General features: G+C 63.7%; 17 protein-coding genes. 13 read left to right on the top strand and 4 right to left on the bottom strand.

Annotated features, from left to right (window positions below):
• The first annotated feature begins 48 nt into the window (after nt 1-48).
• From FBX97_RS30360 to FBX97_RS05810, 7 genes are all read left to right on the top strand, one after another.
• The gene (locus FBX97_RS30360) at nt 49-1623 is read left to right on the top strand and encodes a methyl-accepting chemotaxis protein (protein ID WP_185748484.1); all 1575 of its coding nucleotides are present in this window, start codon (nt 49-51) and stop codon (nt 1621-1623) included.
• 92 nt (nt 1624-1715) lie between these two features.
• A complete protein-coding gene (locus FBX97_RS05835; protein WP_141829446.1) occupies nt 1716-2129 on the top strand; it encodes a hypothetical protein in 414 nt (137 codons plus the stop codon).
• A 262-nt stretch (nt 2130-2391) separates the two neighbouring features.
• The gene (locus tag FBX97_RS05830; RefSeq protein WP_141829444.1) at nt 2392-3549 is read left to right on the top strand and encodes an ABC transporter substrate-binding protein; all 1158 of its coding nucleotides are present in this window, start codon (nt 2392-2394) and stop codon (nt 3547-3549) included.
• Between the two features lie 88 nt (nt 3550-3637).
• Nucleotides 3638-4528: a branched-chain amino acid ABC transporter permease gene (locus FBX97_RS05825; protein ID WP_141829442.1), complete on the top strand. Its 891-nt coding sequence runs from the start codon at nt 3638-3640 to the stop codon at nt 4526-4528.
• Between the two features lie 20 nt (nt 4529-4548).
• Complete coding sequence (locus FBX97_RS05820; protein WP_141830949.1) at nt 4549-6489, top strand: ATP-binding cassette domain-containing protein; 1941 nt, start codon at nt 4549-4551, stop codon at nt 6487-6489.
• 10 nt (nt 6490-6499) lie between these two features.
• Nucleotides 6500-7228 (top strand): ABC transporter ATP-binding protein, encoded by a 729-nt coding sequence (locus FBX97_RS05815; RefSeq protein WP_141829440.1) that lies wholly within the window; start codon nt 6500-6502, stop codon nt 7226-7228.
• A gap of 215 nt (nt 7229-7443) precedes the next feature.
• Nucleotides 7444-8106 (top strand): hypothetical protein, encoded by a 663-nt coding sequence (locus tag FBX97_RS05810; protein WP_141829439.1) that lies wholly within the window; start codon nt 7444-7446, stop codon nt 8104-8106.
• A gap of 256 nt (nt 8107-8362) precedes the next feature.
• Here FBX97_RS05810 and FBX97_RS05805 read toward each other — a convergent pair whose 3' ends face one another.
• Nucleotides 8363-9529: a glycerate kinase gene (locus FBX97_RS05805; RefSeq protein ID WP_141829437.1), complete on the bottom strand. Its 1167-nt coding sequence runs from the start codon at nt 9527-9529 to the stop codon at nt 8363-8365.
• Between the two features lie 16 nt (nt 9530-9545).
• Nucleotides 9546-10874 carry an MFS transporter gene (locus FBX97_RS05800; protein WP_370457200.1) on the bottom strand — a complete coding sequence of 443 codons (1329 nt, stop codon included), beginning with the start codon at nt 10872-10874 and terminating at the stop codon, nt 9546-9548.
• A gap of 208 nt (nt 10875-11082) precedes the next feature.
• Between FBX97_RS05800 and FBX97_RS05795 the strand changes: the two genes are divergently transcribed.
• Nucleotides 11083-12264 carry a sugar diacid recognition domain-containing protein gene (locus FBX97_RS05795; RefSeq protein ID WP_141829432.1) on the top strand — a complete coding sequence of 394 codons (1182 nt, stop codon included), beginning with the start codon at nt 11083-11085 and terminating at the stop codon, nt 12262-12264.
• Between the two features lie 77 nt (nt 12265-12341).
• The gene (locus FBX97_RS05790; protein ID WP_255517313.1) at nt 12342-13094 is read left to right on the top strand and encodes a type 1 glutamine amidotransferase domain-containing protein; all 753 of its coding nucleotides are present in this window, start codon (nt 12342-12344) and stop codon (nt 13092-13094) included.
• Nucleotides 13095-13180: 86 nt separating this feature from the next.
• On the opposite strand, the gene FBX97_RS05785 is transcribed toward FBX97_RS05790, so the two are convergent.
• Nucleotides 13181-14104, bottom strand: a complete 924-nt coding sequence (locus tag FBX97_RS05785; RefSeq protein WP_141829431.1) for a LysR family transcriptional regulator — start codon at nt 14102-14104, stop codon at nt 13181-13183.
• A gap of 131 nt (nt 14105-14235) precedes the next feature.
• On the opposite strand from FBX97_RS05785, the gene FBX97_RS05780 reads away from it, so the two are divergent.
• From FBX97_RS05780 to FBX97_RS05765, 4 genes are all read left to right on the top strand, one after another.
• Nucleotides 14236-15534, top strand: coding sequence for a CitMHS family transporter (locus FBX97_RS05780; protein WP_141829429.1), 1299 nt, complete (start codon nt 14236-14238; stop codon nt 15532-15534).
• A 10-nt stretch (nt 15535-15544) separates the two neighbouring features.
• Nucleotides 15545-16882 carry an acyclic terpene utilization AtuA family protein gene (locus FBX97_RS05775; RefSeq protein WP_141829427.1) on the top strand — a complete coding sequence of 446 codons (1338 nt, stop codon included), beginning with the start codon at nt 15545-15547 and terminating at the stop codon, nt 16880-16882.
• A 1-nt stretch (nt 16883) separates the two neighbouring features.
• Nucleotides 16884-17186, top strand: a complete 303-nt coding sequence (locus tag FBX97_RS05770) for a hypothetical protein (protein ID WP_141829425.1) — start codon at nt 16884-16886, stop codon at nt 17184-17186.
• 140 nt (nt 17187-17326) lie between these two features.
• On the top strand, nt 17327-18400 hold the full coding sequence (locus FBX97_RS05765; RefSeq protein ID WP_141829424.1) for a porin: 1074 nt from the start codon (nt 17327-17329) through the stop codon (nt 18398-18400).
• Nucleotides 18401-18461: 61 nt separating this feature from the next.
• Here the strand turns inward: FBX97_RS05765 and FBX97_RS05760 are convergent, their stop codons facing one another.
• A complete protein-coding gene (locus FBX97_RS05760) occupies nt 18462-18959 on the bottom strand; it encodes a peptide-methionine (S)-S-oxide reductase (protein ID WP_255517312.1) in 498 nt (165 codons plus the stop codon).
• Nucleotides 18960-19129: the final 170 nt, after the last annotated feature.

Raw genomic sequence — 19129 nt, 5'->3', positions numbered from 1 at the left:
GATTTGTTCGAGTTAGAATAAGGCAACTTTTAATGCAAAGGACTTGCCGTGCTGACCCGTCTGAAAATTGGAACACGCCTCACCACCTGCTTCGCTCTCGTCGTCGCGTTGATGCTCGCGATTTCCGCTATTTCACTGACGCGTTTCGCCACCACGGCGCGCACCATCTCGGAAGCGACCGAGATCCGCCAGAACCAGCTGGCACCACTGTACGACATCCGCGAGGCGCTGGCCCAGACCGGCATTTCGGCACGTAACGCCTTTATCATGCAGGACGACGCCGAGGCCGCGCGCGAACTCGACCTGATCGACAAATTCCGCGATATCTTCCTGGCCCGCCTGACGACGCTGGAGCCGGTGCTGGGCAGCCGCCCCGAATTCCGCACCGCCCATGAGGGCCTGGTGCGCATGTCCAAGGAACTGGGCCGTCCGCGCAAGATGCGCGAAGCACACGACATGGCAGCGTACTCGCGGTTCCTGCTCACCGAATGCACCCCGTTGCGCCGCCAGATCGTGCTCGACCTGGACAAGGCGATCAAGGTCATCGAAGCCGACATGAACGCCGCCAGCCAGGACGTCAACGACGTGACCGCCGAGTCGCGCACCATCATCGTCGCCATCTCGGCACTGGCCGTCGCCTGTGCCGCCTTCCTGGCCTACGCGGTGTCGATCAGCATCGTGCGTCCGGTTACCCGTGCCTGCGACTTCGCCCATGCGATCGAACGCGGCGACCTGACCGTGCAGCTGGATTCGCACGCGAACGACGAACTCGGCGTGATGATGCGCACCCTGCAGCAGATGCGCTGCGGCCTCGAACGGATCGTGGTCGAAGTCCGCCAGGGCGCCACCAACATCAGCCAGGTGACCGAGGAAATCGCCAGCGGCAACATCGACCTGTCGCATCGCACCGAATCCCAGGCCTCGTCGCTGCAGCAGACCGCGGCCTCGATGGAAACCCTGACCGTCACCATGCGCGACAACGCCGCCACCGCCAAGACCGCCGGCAAGGCCGCGGCCGACGCCTCGTCGGCCGCATCCGAGGGCGGCGCCGTGATGGCGTCGGTGGTCGCCAAGATGAAGTCCATCGACGACGCTGCCGCACGCATCGTCGACATCATCGAAGTCATCGACGGCATCGCCTTCCAGACCAACATCCTGGCCCTGAACGCAGCCGTGGAAGCGGCCCGCGCCGGCGAACAGGGCCGCGGCTTCGCGGTGGTGGCCGGCGAGGTGCGTACGCTGGCCCAGCGTTCGGCCGGCGCCGCCAAGGAAATCAAGGGCCTGATCCAGGAATCGGTGAACGCCATCTCGGACGGCTCGGAGCTGGTGAACACCGCCGGCGCCACGATCAAGGACGTTGTCGGCAAGGTCACCCACCTGGCCGACACCATGCAGGCCATCGTGGCCGCCAGCGACCACCAGGCGGTCCACGTCCGCGAAATCAACCAGGCGGTCTGTCACGTCGACGGCCTGACCCAGCAGAACGCGGCGCTGGTCGAGGAAGCCGCAGCGGCCGCGCAAGCGATGCACGAGCAGGCACAGCACCTGACCGCACAGGTAGGCCGCTTCCGCACCGGCGGCAGCCGTGCGCGCAACGACATGCTGAGCCTGGAGGCGGCCTGATATTTCGGGAAATCGAACAGCTGTAACAGGCTGTAATTTAACAAGCGCAACCGGGTCATAACTCCTATAGTTAACACACGAGGAGAACCGCCATGAAAACGCTTGCCATCATTCTTGCTGTTGCCGCATTGAGCGGCTGTGCCACCACCTACCCGGGTCCGGCCAACTACGGTACCCGGGCCTACGCCGCCCCGGCCGATCCGAACGGCTGGCAGGTCGTCTCCGTCACCCCGGTTCCGGTCGGTACCGGCGCCAACGCCGGCGATGCCGGCCGGGTCACTTCGGAGCCGGTCACGACCTATGCCGCGGCGCCGACCACCGTCGTCACCCAGCCGGTGTACGTGCCGGCCCCGGTGTATGCCCCGGCGCCGGTGTACGCCGATCCGTTCTGGTATCCGCCGGTCTCGATCGGTCTCAACTTTGGCTGGAGTAACTGGGGCCACGGTTACCGCGGCGGCTACCATGGTGGCTACCGCGGCGGCTTCCGCGGCGGACGCCACCGCTAAGCATCGCCCGGCGGCCCGGTACGGGCTGCACCGTTGAAAGACAACAAAGAAGGACCACAAAAAAGGTCGCGCCATTTGGCGCGGCCTTTTTTTGTTTGTACATACGCCACGCGCCTTACGTATGTCTTACGCATTTGCATGAATGACGCATGCTGCATCGCGTCATAGCAATGAATTGCTGTTGCCCGTTTGCTATCCTACAATCGGTCGAGATGGACCCAGCCGGGCAAGCCCGGACGCACATAAAACACAGGAGACGGCAATGGATTTCAAATCGAAAGCGTTGTTTGCAAGTGTTGTACTGGGTTGGTCGATGGCGGCCGTGGCGGCCGACCCGATCAAGATCGGCGTGGCGGGACCGTTCACGGCGGGCTCGGCACCGATGGGCGTCTCGATGCGCGACGGCGTGCGCCTCGCCGTCAGCGAGATCAACGCCAAGGGCGGGCTGCTCGGGCGCCCGATCCAGCTGGTCGAGCGCGACGACGAAGCCAAGAACGAACGCGGGGTCCAGATCGCACAAGAGCTGGTCAGCAAGGAACGAGTGGTGGCGACGGTCGGCTACGCCAATACCGGCGTGGCGCTGGCCGCCCAGCGCTTCTACCAGGACGGCAAGATCCCGATGTTCATCAACGTGGCCACCGGCTCGGTCGTCACCAAGAAGTTCGAGGGCCAGCCCGAGAACTACACCTTCCGCAATTCCGCCAACGATACCATCCAGTCGGCGATGATCGCCCAGGAAGCCGTCGGCCGGCGCGGCTTCAAGAAACCGGCGATCCTGGCCGACTCCACCAACTACGGCCAGCTCGGCCGCGCCGACCTCGAAAAAGTCCTGGAGTCCAAGGGCGTCAAGCCGGTCGCCGTCGAGAAGTACAACATCGGCGACGTCGACATGACCGCCCAGCTGCTGCGCGCCAAGCAGGCCGGCGCCGACGTCGTGCTCACCTACGGCATCGGCCCGGAACTGGCGCAGATCGCCAACGGCATGCAGAAGCTGGGCTGGAAGGTGCCGATCGTCGGCAGCTGGACCCTGTCGATGGCCAACTTCGTCGACAACGCCGGCAAGAACGGCGAAGGCACGCGCATGCCGCAAACCTTCATCCAGGAGCCGAGCACGCCCAAGCGCAAGGCCTTCATCGACGCCTACCTCAAGGCCTACAACCCGCCGGGCGGCCGCATGCCGTCGGCGGTGTCGGCCGCCCAGGGCTACGACTCGGTGTACTTATTGGCTGCTGCGATCAGGCAGGCCAACAGCACCGAAGGACCGAAGATCCTGGCGGCGCTGGAAAACCTGAACGCGCCGGTCGAGGGCGTGGTCACCACTTACAACAAGCCGTTCAGCAAGACCGACCACGAGGCGATCAACTTCGAGAATACCCAGTTCGGCGAGGTGCGTGGCGGGCGGGTGGTGCTGGCGAAGTAAGACCCAGTCGCCAGCGTAAAACGTCGTCCCCGCGAAGGCAGGGGCGACGTGCATAGGTCAACTGACGCAACACCTGATCGGGTGAATCATGGACATCCTCCTGCAACTCGTCGTCTCCGGCATCGCCCTCGGCATGATCTACGCCGTCATCGCCTTCGGCTACCAACTCACCTTCGCCACCTCCGGCACCCTCAACTTCGGCCAGGGCGAGGCGCTGATGCTGGGCGCATTGGTCGGGCTGTCGCTGGTCGGCGGCATCCACGGCGGCCCCTACATGAGCTACTGGCTGATGATTCCGCTGGTGGTGCTGTTCGGCGCCTTGCAAGGCATGTTCGTCGAACGCATCGGCGTGCGGCCGGCGCTGCGCATCAAGTCGGAATTCGGCTGGATCATGTCGACCATCGCGCTGGCGATCATCTTCAAGAACGTGGCCGAGAACATCTGGGGCAAGGACGTGCTGCCCTTCCCGTCGCCGCTGGCCTCGGAACCGTTCACGGTGCTGGGCGCCAACATCCAGCCGATGCAGGTGGCGGTGGTGCTGGGGGCGCTGGCGATCATGCTGGCGGTCGAGATCTTCAACCGCACCTCGATCTACGGCAAGGCCGTGGTGGCGACCTCGAACGACCGCGACGCCGCCGGCCTGATGGGCATCAACACCCGGCTGGTGATCACGTTTTCGTATGCCTTGTCCTCGGCCACCGCCGCCTTTGCCGGCGCCCTGATCGCGCCGCTGACGCTGACCAGCGCCACCATGGGCGCCTCGCTCGGCCTGAAGGCTTTCGCGGTAGCCATCATCGGCGGCCTGACCTCGGGCATGGGCGCGATCGTCGGCGGCATCATCCTCGGCATTGCCGAAACCGCGACCGGCTTCTACCTGTCCACCGGCTACAAGGAAGTGCCGGGCCTGGTCCTGCTGCTGCTGGTGCTGGCCGTGAAACCATCCGGCCTGTTCGGCAAGACCGCGATCAAGAAGGTATGAGCATGGCCACCCACCTCCGCATGAGCAAACGATTCCTGGGCGCTGCGCTGCTGGGCATCGCGGCGCTGGTCGCGTATCCGCTGGTGTTCACCAATCCGTACTACGTGCATCTGGCCGAGACCATCCTGATCTATGCGATCCTGCTGTTCGGCCTCGACATCGTGGTCGGCTACACCGGCCAGGTCTCGCTCGGCCACGCCGGCCTGTTCGGCATCGGGTCGTATGTGGCGGGGGTGCTGATCCTGAAGCTGGATGCGGCCTGGTACCTGACGCTGCCGGCCAGCGTGCTGGTCACGGCGCTGTTCGGCGCCATCCTGGCGCTGCCGGCCTTGCGCGTGACCGGTCCCTATCTGGCCATGGTGACGCTGGCCTTCGGCACCATCGCGCAAATCCTGATCAACGAGATGAGCTTCCTGACCGAAGGACCGATGGGCATCACCGTGACCAAGCCCGCCGTCTTCGGCACCACCCTGAGCGAAGTCCAGTACTACTACGCCGTGGCCGGCCTGATGCTGCTGTCATTGTTGCTGGTGCACCGCCTGCTGCGCTCCCACATCGGGCGTGCCTTCGAAGCCCTGCGCGACAGCCCGATCGCCTCCGACTGCATGGGCGTGTCGGTGTACCGCTACAAAGTGTACGCCTTCGTCATCAGCGCCGGCTTCGCCGGACTGGCCGGCAGCCTGTACACCTACTCGGAAGGCTACATCTCGCCCAACACCTACAACTTCGAACTGACCATCCTGTTCCTGCTGGCCGTGATCATGGGCGGGCGCAAGACCCGCAGCGGCGCCCTGCTCGGCGCGCTGATCGTGGTGATGCTGCCGAGCCTGCTGTCGGACATCGATGTGTTCCGCCGCATCGCGGTGACGGCCGCGGTCCTGGCCGTGATCGGCGCCGGCATCGCGCTCGCCCGCAAGCGCACGAGCGCGCGCGGGGTCGCCGTACCGGTGGTGGCGACGCTGGCGCTGGCCGCGGTCTCCTTCAAGCTCGACAACATGGTCGACTGGCGCCTGACCATCTTCGGCCTGATGACCCTGTTCGTGGTCTACTACCTGCAGGACGGCATCGTCGGCTTCCTGCGCGGCCTGCTCGGGCGCGGGCGCAGCCACGCGCATGCGCTGGCCGGGGCGGCGGAGTCCGATCCCTTCGCCGGCATGCGCGCCGAAGCGCCCAGCGGCGAACTGCTGCGCGTCGACCAGGTCCTGATGCAGTTCGGCGGCCTGAAGGCGCTGAACGGGGTCGACCTGCAGGTGGTGCGCGGCAGCGTGCACGGCCTGATCGGCCCGAACGGCTCGGGCAAGAGCACGATGATGAACGTCCTCACCGGCATCTACAAGCCGACCGCGGGCCAGGTCAGCTTCCAGGGTGCGGATATCAAGGGCCGCACGCCAGCCCAGATCGCGCTCGGCGGCATCGCCCGCACCTTCCAGAACGTGCAGCTGTTCGGCGAGATGACGGCACTCGAAAACGTGCTGGTCGGCCTGCACCACAGCTTCCGCTCGACCTGGCTGGACGCCATGCTGCACACGCCGCGCTACCTGCGCGAAGAAGCGGCCGCACGGCGGCGCGCCCAGGCGATCCTGGCCTTCGTCGGCCTGGACGAACTGGCGGACGAGGAAGCGCGCAACCTCCCCTACGGCAAGCAGCGCCTGCTCGAGATCGGCCGCGCGCTGGCGCTGGACCCGCGCCTGCTGCTGCTCGACGAACCGGCCGCCGGCCTGACCGCACCCGACATCCGCGAGCTGATGGCGATCATCCGCAAGATCCGCGAGCACGGCATCACCATCGTGCTGATCGAGCACCACATGGACGTGGTGATGGCGATCTCGGACACCGTCACCGTGCTCGATTTCGGCCAGAAGATCGCCGAAGGCACGCCGGCGCGGGTGCAGTCGGACCCGAAAGTAATCGAAGCCTACCTGGGCGGCGCCGGCGGCTCGCCGGCCTCCGCCGCCGCCTGAGGAACCACCCATGCTGAACATCCAGAACCTGCACGCCGCCTACGGCAAGGTCGAAGTCCTGCACGGCATCTCGCTCGAGGTCCCGAAAGGGAAACTGGTGACCCTGATCGGCTCCAACGGCGCCGGCAAGACCACCACGATGCGCGCCATCTCCGGCATGGTCAAGCCGCGCGGCGGCAGCGTGACGCTCGATGGCATTGATATCACCGGCCTCGACTCGCACCGCATCGCGCGCGCCGGCCTGGCCCATTCGCCCGAGGGACGGCGCGTGTTCGCGACCATGAGCGTCACCGACAACCTGCTGCTGGGCGCCTTTCCGCGCTTTACCCGTGCCCGGCCCAAGGGCGACATCGGGCGCGACCTGGAACGCGCGCTGGAGCTGTTCCCGCGCCTGAAGGAGCGCCGCACGCAGCTCGCCGGCACCCTGTCCGGCGGCGAGCAGCAGATGCTGGCGATGGCGCGCGCGGTCATGATGAATCCGGAAGTGGTGCTGCTGGACGAACCCTCGATGGGACTGGCGCCGATCCTGGTGGACGAGGTGTTTCGCATCATCGCGCGCCTGAAGCTCGAGGGCGTGACCATGCTACTGGTGGAGCAGTTTGCGCAGGCGGCGCTGAACGTGGCGGATTACGGGTACGTGCTGGAAAATGGGCGGATTGCGGTGCATGGGCCGGCTGAGAACCTGAAGACGGATCCGAAGGTGGTGGCGGCTTATCTTGGCGGCCAGCAAGCACATTAAATCAGGCTAGTTTTATCTCGACTGATTCATGCATCAATTCCTCGCAAGACGAGGGGCGCTGACGACAATCAAGTCCATAAAAATTCTAATTCACGAAATATTTTAAAGGCTATTTAAATGGCGACTTGTTACTACCCGGGATGCTCTGAACATGGGAACACAAAAGAGCACATTCCACCTAAATCTTTTTTTCCGAACGAAAAAAATTAGATTTGATGACAGTAAAATCCTGCCCTAAACATAACAATGAAAAAACGAAGGACGATATTTACGTCTTAGCACAGATCTGCTTTAACGTCATAAAAGACCAGACTGACAAAGACGCTAGTCATGTTTTCCTAAACAACGTTTTTCCTCAACTAAAGTTTAATAATAACGCGCTTGAAAGAACAATAATGAAAAATCGGGTGCGTGTCGCTGATGGGTACGAATTCCCCGTAGACATGGAACGAATGAACGCTTTCTTTGATTGTTTAACTTACGGAGTTATTGCTAAGAAAATTAAGAGAAAATTCGATATTGCCTCTTACAGAGTGCACCATAGATTCCATGATCTAAATCACAAGTTTTTTAGTGAAGGTGGCAAGGAAATTCATGAGAACGCCAAAGACTTCATGGATAACTTTATGCTTAGCGACACCCTCACTTCGATCAACTTCTCGTTCGTAGGAAAAAAAATTAGAAACCAAGAGATCTACAACCTCAAGATTATGGGTATGGATAGCCTAGTTGATGAGGATGAACTGACCTCATCTATAACAGTAGTGCACACATTCTATGGGAAGTTTAGAGTTATTTCCTTATTAACCAGAATCGCGAATTTTAAACGAACGGGCGTCGCGATAAGTGATGATTTTCCCCATACCTCGGGCCAATGATTAAATTCGAAATACGAACTTCGGCGGAAGACTTCATAGTGCATCAAAAGCTGAATTTATGCAGAATGAATATTTACAAACCAACAATAAAGCAAATGTTGATGACGTTTCTATATAACTCTGCGAGCCACATAAGGCTTCGTCTTTACAATTAAAAAAGACGCCGCCGCGGTGGCCGACAAGCGCCACATGAATTGAAACGGTGCCGCGCTAGTCAGACTGACCAGAAAGCACATGATATCGGCCCCGTACGCCCTCAGCGCCGACCGATGCTTGCCCCCAGCCGCAGGGCCGCCGCTATATTGCGCGCCGCCGTGCGCAGGTTGGCCTCGCCCGCCGCCAGCGCTTCCGCCACCGTGCATGGCCGGCTGACCGCCGCGAACACGGCGTCGATGCCATGCGCATGCACCGCCCCGGCATCCGCCGCCAGGCCGCCGCCGATGCCGATCACCGGCACGCCATGCGCCGCGGCCACGCGCGCCACGCCCATCGGCGTCTTGCCGTTCACGGTCTGGCCGTCGATGCGGCCCTCGCCGGTGATCACCAGGTCGGCGCCGCGCACCGCCGCGTCCAGCCGCACCGCTTCGGTGACGATCTCGATGCCGGGCCGCAGACGCCCGCGCAGGAACACCACCATCGCCAGCGCGATGCCGCCGCCGGCGCCGGCGCCCGGCATGTCGCGCTGATCGCCTTGGTGGCGGCCATGATTTTCTCCGGCATCGCGGGCGACGATGTCGGCATAGTGCGCCAGGTTGGCGTCGAGCTGCTCGACCATCTCGGGCGTCGCGCCTTTTTGCGGGCCGAAGATGGCGGAGGCGCCGCGCGGCCCGGTAAGCGGGTTGCTGACATCGCAGGCGATGTGGAATTCGCTGTCCAGCAGGCGCGGGTCGAGGCCGGTCAGGTCGATGCTCCTAAGGCGTGCCAGTTCGGCGCCGCCGGGGCCGATCGGCCGGCCCTCGCCATCGAGCAGGCTGGCGCCGAGCGCCTGCAGCATGCCGGCGCCGCCGTCGTTGGTGGCGCTGCCGCCCACGCCGAGCACGAAGCGGCGCGCGCCGGCGTCGAGCGCGTGCAGGATCAGTTCGCCGGTGCCGCGGCTAGTGGTGATGCGCGGGTCGCGCCGGGCGGGGGGCACCAGTTCGAGGCCGCTGGCGGCTGCCATTTCGATGACCGCGCCGCCGTCGCCGGTACGGCCGTAGAAGGCGGCGACCGGCTCGCCAAGCGGGCCGGTGACGCGCTGCTCGACGCGCCAGCCGCCGGTGGCGTCGATCAGCGCCTGCACCGTGCCTTCGCCGCCATCGGCGACCGGCACCTTGACGTACTCGGCGTCGGGGAATACCTCGCGCATGCCGGCTTCGATGGCGGCGGCCACCTGCAGGGCCGACAGGCTTTCCTTGAACGAATCGGGGGCAATGACGATTTTCATGGACGTGGCCTCAGGTTCAACGATTTACCAGGCGCGCCGGCACCAGCATCACCAGGATCGCGCCGACCAGCAGCACGGTCGACAGGATGTACAGGGCGACGTCGGTGCTGCCGGTGGCATCCTTGATCCAGCCGACCAGGAAGGGGCTGACGAAGCCGGCCACCTGGCCCAGCGAATTGATCAGGGCCAGGCCGCCGGCGGCGGCCGCGCTGCCCAGGAAGGCTGCCGGCAGCGGCCAGAACATCGGCAGGCCGGTCAGCGCGCCCATGGTCGCCAGCGTCAGGCCGACCATCACGATGACGACGTTGCTGGAGAAGTGCGCGGCCAGCATCAGGCCGACCAGGGCCATCAGCATCGGCACCGACAGGTGCCAGCGGCGTTCGCCCCTGGCGTCGGCCGAGCGGCCCACCACCACCATGAAGATGCCGGCGAACAGGTAGGGCAAGGCGCTCAGCCAGCCGACCGTGGTCGCGCTGGAAAAGCCGAGCGCCTTGATGATCGAGGGCAGCCAGAAGTTGATCGCATACACGCCCATCTGGATGCTGAAGTAGACCACGCCCAGCAGCCACACGTGGCCGTTGCGCAGCACCTGGCCGAAGGAGTGGACCGCATGGCCGCCGGCGCTGCGGCTCTGCTCGTCGAGGTCGAGCGCGGCCTGCATCGCCGCCTTTTCGTCCGTGCTGAGCCATTTTGCATGCTTGAGGCCGTCCGACAGGTAGAACAGCACGGCCACGCCCAGCAGCACGGTCGGCAGGCCCTGCAGCAGGAACAGCCACTGCCAGCCAGCCAGGCCGCCCTGCCCTGACTGGAAATGGCTCAGCATCCAGCCCGACAGCGGGCCGCCGATCAGGCCGGACACGGGAATCGCCGACATGAACAGCGCCATCACCTGGCCGCGCTTCTGGGTCGGGAACCAGTTGGTGAAATAGAAGACCATGCCCGGGAAGAAGCCAGCTTCGGCCACGCCGGTGAAGAAGCGCAGCACATAGAACGAGCCGGCGTTGTGGACGAACATCATGGCTGCGGACAGGCCGCCCCACAAGATCATCATGACGGCGATCCAGCGCCGCGCGCCCAGCCTGTGCAGGATCAGGTTGCTCGGGATGCCGCTGGTCACGTAGCCAATGAAGAAGATGCCGGCGCCGAGGCCGTACACGGTTTCCCTCAGCTTGAGGGCGTCGAGCATTTCCAGCTTGGCGAAGCCGACGTTCACCCGGTCCAGGTAGTTGAACAGGTAGCAGATGAAGATGAACGGGATCAGGCGCCAGGTGGCCTTGCGGTAGCCGCGTTCGAGGATGGCGGGGTCGGCGTACGCCCCCTTGCCGATATTGTTGTTCATGGTGATATGTCTCCGTGGTGTCCGCCGAAAACCACTGGCGGCACCTGCATTATGACCAATGCGGCGCCTGCACGCGTCGGCGCGCGGCACGAGCCGACTCATGTTTTTCTGCCATGATTTTGTGCTCATGCACAATCGGGACAGGCGGATCGGCGCCGGGAGCGGCCGCCCTTCGGCGCTTGGCACAATCGCGGTGACCGTCTAGACTGGCGCCATGATCGAACTCAGCACCCATCTGGCGCAGGACATCGTCGCCCGCACCATGCGCATTATCCCGTTCAACGTCAACGTGATGGATGCGCACGGCGTGATCCTGGCCAGCGGCGATGCCGCCCGCGTCGGCGAGCTGCACGACGGCGCCCTGCTGGCACTGGCCAAGCGCGCGACGGTCGAAGTCGATGCGGCGTCGAGCCGGCTGATGCACGGCGCCAAGCCCGGCATCAACCTGCCGCTGGTGGTCGGCGGGCGCCTGTGCGGCGCGGTCGGCCTGAGCGGCGAGCCGGCCGCGGTGCGCCAGTTCGGCGAACTGGTGCGCCTGACCGCCGAGATGATCCTGGAACAGGCCAGCCTGGCCGGCGAGCTGCAGCGCGACAGCCGCTACCGCGAAGCCTTCGTGCTGAACCTGATCCGTCCGGATGCCGGCGGCCGCCCCGACCTGGAAGCCTGGGGCCGGCGCCTGGGCGTGGACCTGCGGCGCATGCAGGCGGTGTTTCTGCTGGAGCTCACCGCCTCCGGGACCAGCGCGGACCTGGCCGACGACGAAGCCCTGGCGCGGCTGCAGCGCCTGCAGCTGGCGCTGCTGGCGCGCCGTCCGGCCCTGCTCAGCGCCACCGCCGGCCCGCACGAGCTGGTCATCCTCGACGTGTTCGAGCCCGACGCGCGCGAGACCGACCGCATCAAGGCGCTGGCGCGCCGCCACGAGACGCTGGCGGCCCAGGTCGACGCACTGGCCGACGAGCTGGCGGGTGCGGCGGCCATCCTCACCATGGGCCTGGCTTCGAGCGGCAGCGGCGCCGCCGCCGTGTCCTACCAGAGCGCGCAGGCGGCCGCGCGCATCGGCCGCTCCCGCGATCCGGAGGCGCGCCGCCACAGTTACTATGGCCTGGCGCTGCCGGTGCTGCTGTCCGGGCTAGACGCCGGCTGGCAGGCGGCGGAACTACGGCGCCCGCTCGCCCTGCTCGGACGCGAGCGCAGCGGCGCCGGCCTGCTGCTGACGCTGCAGACCTGGTTCGCCTGCAACGAGAGCGCGGCCGCGACCGCCGCCGCCCTCGGCATCCACCGCAACACGCTCGACTACCGGCTGCGCCGCATCGAAGACTTGACCGGCCTGGTGCTGGCGCGCAGCGAAGACCGCCTGCTGCTGTACGTGTCGGTGCTGCTGGCGCCGCACGCGTGATGCCCGCCGTTTATTGAACGTCAGGGCATGCGCATTCACGGTACTGTATGTCCTCATACGATCTCACAACGGAGGACATGATGATAGGACGTAAGAAACTGGATGGGCAGCGCATTGCCGTGCTGGCGACGGACGGCTTCGAACAGGTCGAACTCAGCGTGCCGGTCACGGCACTCGAGGCGGCAGGGGCGCTGGTCGAGGTCGTCTCGCTGCACGGCGGCACCATCCGCGGCGTCAACCTGAACAAGCCGGCCAGGCGGGCCGTCGACGTCGACAGGACGATCGACGAGGTGAGCGCGAGCGATTACGACGGACTCTTGATTCCGGGTGGCTTCATCAATCCCGACCTGCTGCGCCAGTCGGCCGCGGCGCGCGAGCTGGTGCGCGAATTCGACGCGCAGGGCAAGCCGATCGCGACCCTGTGCCACGGTCCATGGCTGCTTGCCTCGACCGGGCTGGCGGATGGGCGCGCACTGACCTCGTGGCCCGGCGTGCGCGACGACATGGTCAATGCCGGGGCCACATGGCTCGACCAGGAAGTCGTGCGTGATGGCAACTGGCTGACCAGCCGCGGTCCGCAAGACATGGTGCCCTTCGTGCGCGAAATGATCCAGCTGTACGCCGGCGGTCCAGCCAGCAAGGTCGCCCTGAAGCGCCGCGCCTCGGATCCCCAGCGCGAGCGCCCGGCGCCATGGGCCACCGCCGCCATGCGCCTGCTGCCCTCGGCGTCGATGGGTACCGTGCTCGGCATTGCGCTGATCGGCGGGGGGCTGTATGCGGCGAGCCGGGCCGGCTCGCGGATGGGGCAGCAAGGCGGGCCATCGCGCTAAGGCGGTGCCTGGCGGCGGCGGCATTGCTGCCGCTGCCGCGCTGCCCGAACAGGCAGCGTCGCCGGACCTGCTCCGTTCACAGTGCGCTATCCGAGCAGGTCGCGACGGATTTTTCCAGTGGAACGCAGGCGCGTTTCGATGAGCTCCAGCATACCCTGTGCGGCATGCGATAACGGGCGTTCCTTGTGCTGCACGATCAGGATGGGCCGCGCAACGACATCCGTGTCCAGCGGGATCGCCACCAGGTCCATGCTGCGGAACTGGAACAGCGTCAGCTCCGGTACAAGGCTTACACCCAGGCCGTGTCCGATCAGGCCAGCGACGGTCGCCAGATGCTCGACCTCGAGTCCGGAATGATGTACCGCGATGCCGCGCGTAAGCTGATCGACGTGTTGACGCACGCTGGTCGACTGCGCCAAATGAATCAGCTGGCAACCGGCAAGGTCTTCCAGCCTGATCTTTTGTTGATGGGCCAGCGCATGGTCGAATCGGCATACCAGATAAAACGGATCGCTGCAGAGCGTCCGCGTGGAGAATTCCGCCAGATTGGCGCCCGGCGCAGTCAGGGCCAGGTCGACTTTCCCCTGCCGTAGCATATGCAGACACTGGTCCGATAGCGAATCGAACAACTGAACCGTAATGCCAGGATAGACACGCTTGTATTCGGCAATGACGCCGGGCAGTGCATTGGCGGCCAGCGATGGCAGTGCCGCCAGTGCCACCCTGCCTTTTCGGCGTGCGATGAAGTCGCCCATGTCGGTAAAGGCTGCGTCCAGATCCGCTACCAATGCACGCGCAACATCGACAAACAATGCTCCCTCCGATGTCAGGGTGACATTGCGCGTATCGCGCTCGACCAGTCTTGCGCCGACCGCTTCCTCCAGCTTTCGAATCACCACGCTGAAAGCCGATTGCGACAGGTGGCAACGCTCTGCGGCACGCGTGAAATGCCGGCACTCGTCCAATGCGAGGAAAGCTTGTAACTGCTTGGTGGAGATATTCGGTAACACAGCCACGGCCGATTAAGTTGAAAAGCAGGATAATCAATCGAAAGATTTCATTTTACAAGATAAAACCTGTACTCCAGACTTATCGATAGTGCTGCAACGATCGGCACATGCATATACAAACTGGAGACAACATGCTGGCACTGCTCGGCTTGGCCACGATCGCCCTTTTATTGGCGTCGATCCTTACTAAAAAGATGTCGCCGTTGGTGGCGCTCATCGCCATTCCCATTGCCGCCGCACTGATCGGTGGCTTCGGAATGGAAACCTCGAAGTTCATCGTCGGCGGCATCACGAAAATCGCACCGGTCGCCGGTATGTTTGTCTTTGCGATCCTGTTTTTCGGTATCGTTACTGATGCCGGCATGCTCGACCCGGTCATCACCGGCATTCTGCGCGTGGTCGGCAGCCGTCCGTCGCGCATCGTGCCGGGTACTGCGCTGCTGGCGCTCCTGATCCACCTCGACGGTTCCGGTGCGGTCACGTTCCTGGTGACCATACCGGCGATGCTACCGCTATACACGCGGCTTGGCATCGACAAGCGCATTCTCGCTTGCGTTGCCTCGTTGGCGGCGGGCGTCAACTTCCTTCCCTGGACCGGACCGATGATCCGTGCCTCCGCAGCGCTTCACATCCCTGTCAGCAATATTTTCATGCCACTTATCCCGGTGCAGTTGGTCGGCCTGGTTTTTGTCTTCGGCACCGCGTGGTGGCTGGGCCGCAAGGAAGAAATCCGTTTGGGCCTGCAGCACGGCGCGCCTGCCGGCTTCACCCATACGCACGTACTGACCGATGCGGAAAAGCTGATCCGGCGTCCCCAAAACTTCTGGATCAATATCGTGCTGACGACGGTCGTGTTGGGCGTGATGATCAGCGGGAAGATCGATCCGGTGGTCATGTTCATGGTCGGCGTGGTGCTGGCCCTGATGATCAACTATCCCAACGTCGATCAGCAGCGTGCCCGTATCGATGCGCACGCCAAGGCCGCACTCCTGATGGCCAGCATCCTGTTTGCGGCGGGCGTCTTCACGGGCATCATGACCCAATCCGGCATGTTGAAGGCGATGGCCGCGACGGCGGTCGGCTTCGTGCCCGCAGAACTGGCATCGCACATTCCCGCCGTGCTGGGCGTGCTGTCCATGCCCCTGTCCATGCTTTTCGACCCGGATTCGTTCTATTTTGGTGTGCTGCCGGTCGTGGCCGAAGTGAGCCATATGCTGGGCGTGGCGCCAGTACAGGTGGCGCAGGCTGCGTTGCTTGGCCAGATGACGACCGGGTTTCCAGTGAGCCCGCTGACCCCGGCGACCTTCCTCGTGGCGGGTCTTGCCGGCATCGACTTGGCCGACCACCAGAAATACACCTTCAAATTCTTGTTTTCGGCGTCGATCCTGATGACGATCGCCTGCATCGTCATCGGGGTCTTCCCGCTTTAAGGAGCATCGCATGAAACAGATCCGCATCGGTGCGGGCGCCGGATATTCGGGCGACCGTATCGAGCCTGCCCTCGAGCTCGCTGAAAAAGGCAACATCGACTATCTGATCTTCGAATGCCTGGCCGAGCGCACTATCGCGCTGGCCCAGCAAGCCAAGATGCACGACCCGGCGCTCGGCTACGATCCCTTGCTGGAGCAGCGCATGCTGGCCGTCTTACGGACCTGCAGCGAAAAGGGCATCAAGATTGTCACCAACATGGGGGCGGCCAATCCCCTCGCGGCTGCAGCCAAGATCAAGCAGGTGGCACGTGCTCTTGGCCTGGCAAAACTGAAGATCGCTGCGGTTACCGGCGATGACGTCCTCGACCAGCTTCGCCGTGACGACTACCGGGACGACACCGGCGCGCCCGTGGCAGAACTTAGCGAGCGCCTGCTGTCTGCCAACGCCTACCTGGGTGTCCAACCGCTGGTCGAAGCGCTTGCACAAGGCGCCGACGTGGTCGTCACCGGACGCGTCGCCGATCCGGCGCTGGTGCTCGCCCCCCTGATCCACGAATTCGGCTGGGCTGCGGACGACTGGGAACGCCTCGGCCAAGGAACCCTGGCTGGGCATTTGCTCGAATGCGCGGGCCAGGTCAGCGGTGGCTATTTCGCCGACCCCGGCTACAAGGACGTGCACAACCTGGCGCGCCTGGGTTTTCCCATCGGCGTCGTGTCCGAGGACGGTTCGCTCGAGATCACCAAGGTGGAGGGCTCGGGCGGCGCCGTCACGACGGCGACCTGCACCGAACAGCTGCTGTACGAAATACACGACCCGGCGGCCTACCTCACGCCGGACGTGGTCGCGGACTTCTCCGGCGTCTCGATGATCCAGGTCGGAGCGGACCGTGTCTCGGTTCAGGGCGCCACAGGGCATCCGAACAGCGGCCTGTTGAAAGTATCGATCGGCTACGTTGACAGCTACGTTGGCGAAGGACAGATTTCCTACGCCGGACCGGGCGCAGTCGCGCGCGCGCGGCTTGCCCAGGATATCGTCGCCGAACGGTTCAGGATCACCGGCTTGCCGCTGGAGGAAGTGCGTTTCGACCTCATCGGCTTGAACGCCATCCACGGTGATCTGCTGGCAGCGGCACATCCTGAACCCTACGAGGTGCGGCTGCGCGTGGCGGGACGCACTGCCACCATGCAACAGGCCCTGCGTATCGGGAACGAGGTCGAGACCCTGTATACGTGCGGGCCCTCGGGTGGCGGTGGCGCCACGAAGTCAGCGCGCCAGGTGGTGGCGGTGCGTTCCACCTTGATGCCGGCGGCAAATGTGCGCGTCGACATTCACTTCGAGGAGATCTGAGATGAAGCTGCGTGACATTGCACATACGCGCGCCGGCGACAAAGGCGATATCTCCAACTTGTCAGTCATTGCCTACCGGATCGACGACTACGCACTGCTCCAACGGCTGGTAACTGCCGAGCGTGTACAGGCCCACTTTTCCGGGATCGTGCATGGCCCTGTCGAGCGCTTCCTCTTACCCGGCCTCGGGGCGATGAATTTTGTCATGCACGGCGCGCTAGCCGGCGGCGTGACACGCTCGCTGGCCCTGGACGCCCACGGCAAATCGCTGAGTTCCGCGCTCCTCGACCTCGTCCTCGAGTAGGCAATCCAACCATTTACCAGCACATCGGCGCCCGATCAACCGGGCGTCACGCTGCTGCACGGCCTTGCGAGAAGCTCCGGGTATCCAACAGGGGCATGTACGGTCTGCAGATTTCTTACAAGACCATGGAGGAGACATTCATGAAAAAGACGATCATCACCGCCGCGCTATTGGGCGCCATCAGTCAAGCCGCATTCGCACAATCAGGCGTGACGATCTACGGCCTGGTTGACGCCGGCGTCGAGGTCGAACGCGGCGGCGCCGCCGGCAATGTCGTCAAGCTCAGCAGCGGCATCGGCTCCGCGTCACGGCTCGGCTTCAGAGGAACGGAAGACCTCGGTGGCGGATTATCGGCATTGTTCGTGCTGGAATCCGGCGTCCTGATCGATACCGGTGCATCGGACGTGGCCGGCGCGGCGTTCAACCGCCAGGCTTTCGTCGGGCTCAAGAGCAACACCTTGGGGGCCGTCACGCTGGGCCGGCAATACACCCTGACCTACAACGCGCTGGGCCAGGTTGGCGACCCGTTCGCGGCCGGCCTCGCCGGCAGCGCCAAGAACCTGTTCCCGGTGGCCGGTGCCAACCTCCGTGCCAACAATTCCATCATCTATACGAGCCCGACCATGAACGGCTTCACGGCCGAAGCCCTGTATGCGGTCGGCGAAGTACCCGGCAACAGTACGGCAGGCCGCCAGTTCAACCTCGGCCTCAATTACGCCAAAGGCCCACTCACGGCGCGCCTGGCCTACAACAACCGTAACAACGACACTGCCACTGTCACCGACAACAGCATCGGCCATAACACGCTCCTGGTCGCCAACTACAGCTTCAAAGTGGCGAAACTTTTCTTCGCCTACAGTGCCGACAAGGGCATGAACAGTGCACCCTTGAACAACGCTACGCCCCGACCATACGGGCGCACCTTCAATCCGACTCTCAAGGGCGACGACCTGCTGCTCGGCGCCCAGATCCCGATCGGGGCCGCTGGCACGTTGATCACATCCTACATTCGCAAGAACGACAAGACGACACTGAACCAGGACGCACGGCAGTACGCGGTGGGCTATACGTATGCGCTGTCCAAGCGCACCAGCGCCTACGCATCCTACGGCATGATCAAAAACAGGAATGGTGCAGCCTATACTGTTGGCAATAACAGCGATGCCGGTACAGGCGACCGGGCGACCAACCTGGGTGTCCGTCACAGTTTCTGAATGAGCGTCATTTTGTGCACCGCGGGCGGCCACATGGCAGCGAGAGCCGTGATCCTCACAATCACGGCAACTCGGATACCGGTCTCAGGAAACGGCCGAATTCTTTTCTGAGCAAGGCCAGTTTCGGATCGATATAGGCGGTACAGAACGGACCACCGGCATTCTTTTCACCGTAGCGTTGAAAGCGCTCCTCCGACGCCTTGAACGCTCGAAAGGGCAGGATCCTGGTAACCAGAGGCGCATCGAATCCTGTCCCGACTTCGGTAAAGGTGCGTCGTGAACCCTCGGCCTGGGCCTCGTCCATGACATAAATTGCGCTGCGATACTTCTGCCGCATTGCGTGGTTCGATGTGCTTGAATGCGTCCGCAAATGGATCTCGATCAGGGCTCCCAGCGAGATTTTTTCCGGGTCAAACGTGAGCACCACGGCTTCGGAGAAATCGTCGTCAGGGGCATCGGCGCGGATGAACCCCTGCTCGACCTGGGTAACGCCACGCAGGGAAGCGAACACGGCCTCCGTGCACCAATGGCAACCTCCGCCAAAGCCAATTCTTTCCATGTCAGTAGGCATCTATAATTTTAGCTTTCACGTTGCATTGGCCATGATCACACAGCCCGTAGAAGCTTGCCACGCGAGCAGCTTCCGAGCCGGCAGGCGCCATTTTGGACAACGGGATGCGTAAAGACATAAAAACCACACGCCTCACGAAAATTTGAGGAATTTAATAT

It is taken from the genome of Herbaspirillum sp. SJZ107, from assembly GCF_006715485.1.
Taxonomy (GTDB): Bacteria; Pseudomonadota; Gammaproteobacteria; order Burkholderiales; family Burkholderiaceae_D; genus Telluria.
The sequence above is the reverse complement of the archived record's forward strand: the minus strand, read 5'-3'. Positions and strand labels throughout refer to the sequence as shown.

Bases quoted from the DNA above. Each gene is read 5' to 3' on its own strand.
- FBX97_RS05775 (WP_141829427.1), top strand. From the start codon at position 15,545: ATGAAACAGATCCGCATCGGTGCGGGCGCCGGATATTCGGGCGACCGT.
- FBX97_RS05770 (WP_141829425.1), top strand. From the start codon at position 16,884: ATGAAGCTGCGTGACATTGCACATACGCGCGCCGGCGACAAAGGCGAT.
- FBX97_RS05820 (WP_141830949.1), top strand. From the start codon at position 4,549: ATGAGCAAACGATTCCTGGGCGCTGCGCTGCTGGGCATCGCGGCGCTG.
- FBX97_RS05760 (WP_255517312.1), bottom strand. From the start codon at position 18,959: ATGGAAAGAATTGGCTTTGGCGGAGGTTGCCATTGGTGCACGGAGGCC.
- FBX97_RS05835 (WP_141829446.1), top strand. From the start codon at position 1,716: ATGAAAACGCTTGCCATCATTCTTGCTGTTGCCGCATTGAGCGGCTGT.
- FBX97_RS05815 (WP_141829440.1), top strand. From the start codon at position 6,500: ATGCTGAACATCCAGAACCTGCACGCCGCCTACGGCAAGGTCGAAGTC.
- FBX97_RS05825 (WP_141829442.1), top strand. From the start codon at position 3,638: ATGGACATCCTCCTGCAACTCGTCGTCTCCGGCATCGCCCTCGGCATG.
- FBX97_RS05765 (WP_141829424.1), top strand. From the start codon at position 17,327: ATGAAAAAGACGATCATCACCGCCGCGCTATTGGGCGCCATCAGTCAA.
- FBX97_RS05790 (WP_255517313.1), top strand. From the start codon at position 12,342: ATGATGATAGGACGTAAGAAACTGGATGGGCAGCGCATTGCCGTGCTG.
- FBX97_RS05810 (WP_141829439.1), top strand. From the start codon at position 7,444: ATGACAGTAAAATCCTGCCCTAAACATAACAATGAAAAAACGAAGGAC.
- FBX97_RS05830 (WP_141829444.1), top strand. From the start codon at position 2,392: ATGGATTTCAAATCGAAAGCGTTGTTTGCAAGTGTTGTACTGGGTTGG.
- FBX97_RS05795 (WP_141829432.1), top strand. From the start codon at position 11,083: ATGATCGAACTCAGCACCCATCTGGCGCAGGACATCGTCGCCCGCACC.
- FBX97_RS05805 (WP_141829437.1), bottom strand. From the start codon at position 9,529: ATGAAAATCGTCATTGCCCCCGATTCGTTCAAGGAAAGCCTGTCGGCC.
- FBX97_RS05780 (WP_141829429.1), top strand. From the start codon at position 14,236: ATGCTGGCACTGCTCGGCTTGGCCACGATCGCCCTTTTATTGGCGTCG.